Source organism: Planktothrix sp. FACHB-1355, assembly GCF_014748295.1.
Classification (GTDB): Bacteria; Cyanobacteriota; Cyanobacteriia; order Cyanobacteriales; family Aerosakkonemataceae; genus Aerosakkonema; species Aerosakkonema funiforme_A.
Map to the genome: position 1 here is coordinate 1 of NZ_JACJUP010000785.1, position 3,349 is coordinate 3,349.

Below are 3,349 nucleotides of genomic sequence, written 5' to 3' on the forward strand. Positions count from 1 at the left end.
GGCAGGCAGGATGCCTACCCCACTAGAATTTTTGGAGATGTTTAATAGAGAAGGAGTTAGCACAGAGGCAACCAAGCAATGCAAGTTCCCCGCCTGCACCCAGACACGATCGAACAAGTCAAGCAGCGAGTCGATATTGTAGATGTAATATCCGATCGCGTCGTCCTACGCAAGCGGGGCAAAGACTTCGTAGGCTTATGTCCCTTCCATGACGAAAAAAGCCCCAGCTTCACTGTCAGTCCGCAAAAACAGATGTATTATTGCTTCGGCTGTCAAGCTGGCGGTAGCGCCATCAACTTCCTCATGCAAGTGGAAAAACAATCCTTCAGCGATGTAGTGCTGGAATTGGCGCGACGCTACGCTGTGCCGGTGCAAACCCTCGAACCCGAACAGCGACAAGAACTGCAACGACAAATCACTCTCCGGGAACAGCTTTACCAAATATTGGCGGTGACAGCAGCATTCTATCAGCACGCATTGCGCCAATCCCAAGGACAACAAGCTTTAGAATATCTCAAATCCCAACGCCAGCTGAGTGAAGAAACCATCCAGCAGTTTCAACTCGGCTATGCACCGGCGGGTTGGGAAACTCTCTACCGCTACTTGGTAGAACAAAAAGGCTATGCCTTGCATTTAGTGGAACAAGCCGGGTTGATCAAACCGCGCAAAGAGGGTGGTGGTTATTATGACGTATTTCGCGATCGTCTGATTATCCCCATTTGCGATATGCAAGGCAAAGTTATCGCTTTTGGCGGTCGCACTCTCACCAACGAACAACCCAAATATCTCAACTCGCCGGAAACGCAACTATTTAATAAAGGTAAAACTCTGTTTGCCTTGGATAAAGCTAAAGACGCCATTGCCAAGCAAGACCGAGCTATCCTGGTAGAAGGGTATTTTGATGCGATCGCTCTCCACGCCGCAGGCATTACCAACGCCGTCGCGTCACTCGGCACTGCCCTCAATATAGATCGAATTCGTCATTTGTTGCGCTACACCGACTCGAAACAACTCGTACTCAACTTCGACGCCGACAAAGCCGGTACTACCGCCGCCGAAAGAGCAATCGGGGAAATTGCAGATTTAGCTTACCGGGGAGAAGTGCAGTTACGCATACTCAATATCCCCGATGGCAAAGACGCCGATGAATATCTCAAAACCCATTCCCATGAAGAATATCGCCAGCTGGTAACAAATGCGCCACTGTGGTTGGACTGGCAAATCGAGCAAATCGTTGCTGGAAAAAACCTCAAACAAGCCGATCGATATCAGCAAGCATATCAGCAAATGATCAAATTGCTGAATAATATCGTCAATCCGGATATGCGGACGCATTACATCACTCGTTGTGCAGAAATTCTCAGCCAAGGTGAAGCGCGACTGGTATCCATGATTGCCCAAAATATCATCGTCGAATTGAGAAATCCCCGCCGCAGTGGGCCGATTGGGATCGTCCCTCGGCGTCCTCAAGCTGCTAAACCAGTTTCCACTTTACCAGAAGGAAAACGATTAGAGCAAGCGGAAGCTTTACTTTTGCGCCTTTATCTGCATTGTCCTTACCAGCGTCAGGCGATCGCAGATATCTTAGAGGAGCGAGATTTGGAATTTAGCCTTTCTCACCATAGATTTTTATGGGCGCAGATTTTGGAGATCCAGGAAACATCTCCACAGTTAGAACTAGACCTCATCTCCAAGTTACAAGACAAACGCCTGGAATTCCCAGACGAAATGACCCAAGTTGGTCACCTGTTTCTACTAGATGAGTTGAGTCAGTTGGATATCACCCGCGCTGCGGAATTAATTCGAGCTGCTGTCACTCGTATGGAACAGGTGATGTGTGAAAAACAATCTCGTTATTTTCGAGAACTCTGGGAAAAGATTAACATTGCGATCGAACGAGAACGCGGCGAGCAATACAGTCAAGAATACCGCAGCACCACACAGCGCAGCATCGAACTCGATCGACTTTGCCAAGTCTCCTTCTCCGACTTAGTAGACATTTAAAGGAGAGAGCGGGGAAGTCAAAAGTCAAAAGTCAAAAGTCAAAAAGGGGTTAGGGATTAGGGGTTAGGGGTTAGGGAAAGTCAATCATTCAAAAATTCCTCCTCTTCCTCTTCCCTCTTCCCTCTTCCCTCCTCCCTCTCCCTCTTCCCTCCTCCCTCTTCCCTAGCCCCTAGCCCCTAATCCCTAGCCCCTTGTTTTTACGGACAGTACAAAGTCTCGCGAGTATCGCGTCCGGTCACGGGATTAGTACCTTTAGCAACCGCACAAAGGATCTTGAGCTGATCGTCACGCAGTACAACATCGGTAAAATCAGCACCATCGACGATCGCACCATCGAATTTAGCATTGAAGGCAAAAGCACCTTCCAGAATTGCATTGGTTAAATTAGCCTTCATAAAACGGGCTGTGGCTACCGTAGCATAGCTGAGGTCGGCTCCCTCTAAATTAGCTAAATTTAGAACTGCCCCGAAAAGACTGACTCCCCGCAAATCAGTATGGCTCAGGTTACTGTTGCGGAGATTGGCTTGGTTGAATTTGGAATCTGTGAGGTCGCGTCCGGAGAAATCTGCACCAACTAGGTTTTCTTTGGTGTAGTCCAAAGCCCAAGCTGGAGCCGAAATCCCTCCAAAAGCCGTTAGGCAGATCGCTACCCAAAGCCATAAACTGAGTAATATTCTCGCGATCCGATTTTTTAAACTTGAATTCATGTTCGTACCAGTTGATGGCAAACCGTTCAGTATCTCATTATCCCGATCTCGGTGCATTAGGTGAAGACCTGGTTGCCCAATGGTTGCGATCGCAAGGCTGGTCGATATTGCATCGTCGCTGGTATTGTCGTTGGGGAGAGTTGGACATCATCGCCCAAAACAGTGAATCCGCAGATTTGGTATTTGTAGAGGTAAAAACCCGCAGTCGCGGAAATTGGGACGCCGACGGTCTGCTGTCGATCTCGCCGCAAAAACAAGCTAAACTTTGGCAAGCGGTGCTGTTATTTTTAGCCGCACACCCAGAACTGGCAGAGCGTCCGTGTCGATTTGATGTAGCTTTGGTTAGGTGTGAGCGGCTGGGTAGAAAGCCTTACCGTAATTCCAATTTTGAAGCTATAGATAGTTACTACTCAGATCCCCCATCGGCAGATGACCAAAAAGGAAACAATGCGGAGCAATCTTTGCTGACTGCGAAAGCTACACAGAAAACAGGATATCGACTTGTCTTGCAGCAGTATATTCAGTCAGCCTTTGATTTTGAAGGTTAGATTTCTCTTCTCTTATGCCAGAGTTTCCGGGCAGTATCCCAAACCATTGACAAATTGGCGGCGAAATGCTTCGATTTCTTCGCGATCGGG

Annotated in this window: 3 protein-coding genes; 2 read left to right on the forward strand and 1 reads right to left on the reverse strand. The window is 48.2% G+C overall.

The window, feature by feature from the left end:
* The first annotated feature begins 78 nt into the window (after positions 1-78).
* Positions 79-2,004, forward strand: coding sequence for a DNA primase (gene dnaG, locus H6S82_RS24805; protein WP_190464061.1), 1,926 nt, complete (start codon positions 79-81; stop codon positions 2,002-2,004).
* A gap of 197 nt (positions 2,005-2,201) precedes the next feature.
* Here dnaG and H6S82_RS24810 read toward each other — a convergent pair whose 3' ends face one another.
* Positions 2,202-2,711, reverse strand: a complete 510-nt coding sequence (locus H6S82_RS24810; RefSeq protein WP_190464062.1) for a pentapeptide repeat-containing protein — start codon at positions 2,709-2,711, stop codon at positions 2,202-2,204.
* Positions 2,712-2,725: 14 nt separating this feature from the next.
* Between H6S82_RS24810 and H6S82_RS24815 the strand changes: the two genes are divergently transcribed.
* A complete protein-coding gene (locus H6S82_RS24815) occupies positions 2,726-3,259 on the forward strand; it encodes a YraN family protein (RefSeq protein ID WP_190464063.1) in 534 nt (177 codons plus the stop codon).
* Positions 3,260-3,349: the final 90 nt, after the last annotated feature.

Coding starts and splice junctions, on each gene's coding strand:
- H6S82_RS24815 (WP_190464063.1), top strand. CDS start 2,726: ATGGCAAACCGTTCAGTATCTCATTATCCCGATCTCGGTGCATTAGGT.
- H6S82_RS24810 (WP_190464062.1), bottom strand. CDS start 2,711: ATGAATTCAAGTTTAAAAAATCGGATCGCGAGAATATTACTCAGTTTA.
- dnaG (WP_190464061.1), top strand. CDS start 79: ATGCAAGTTCCCCGCCTGCACCCAGACACGATCGAACAAGTCAAGCAG.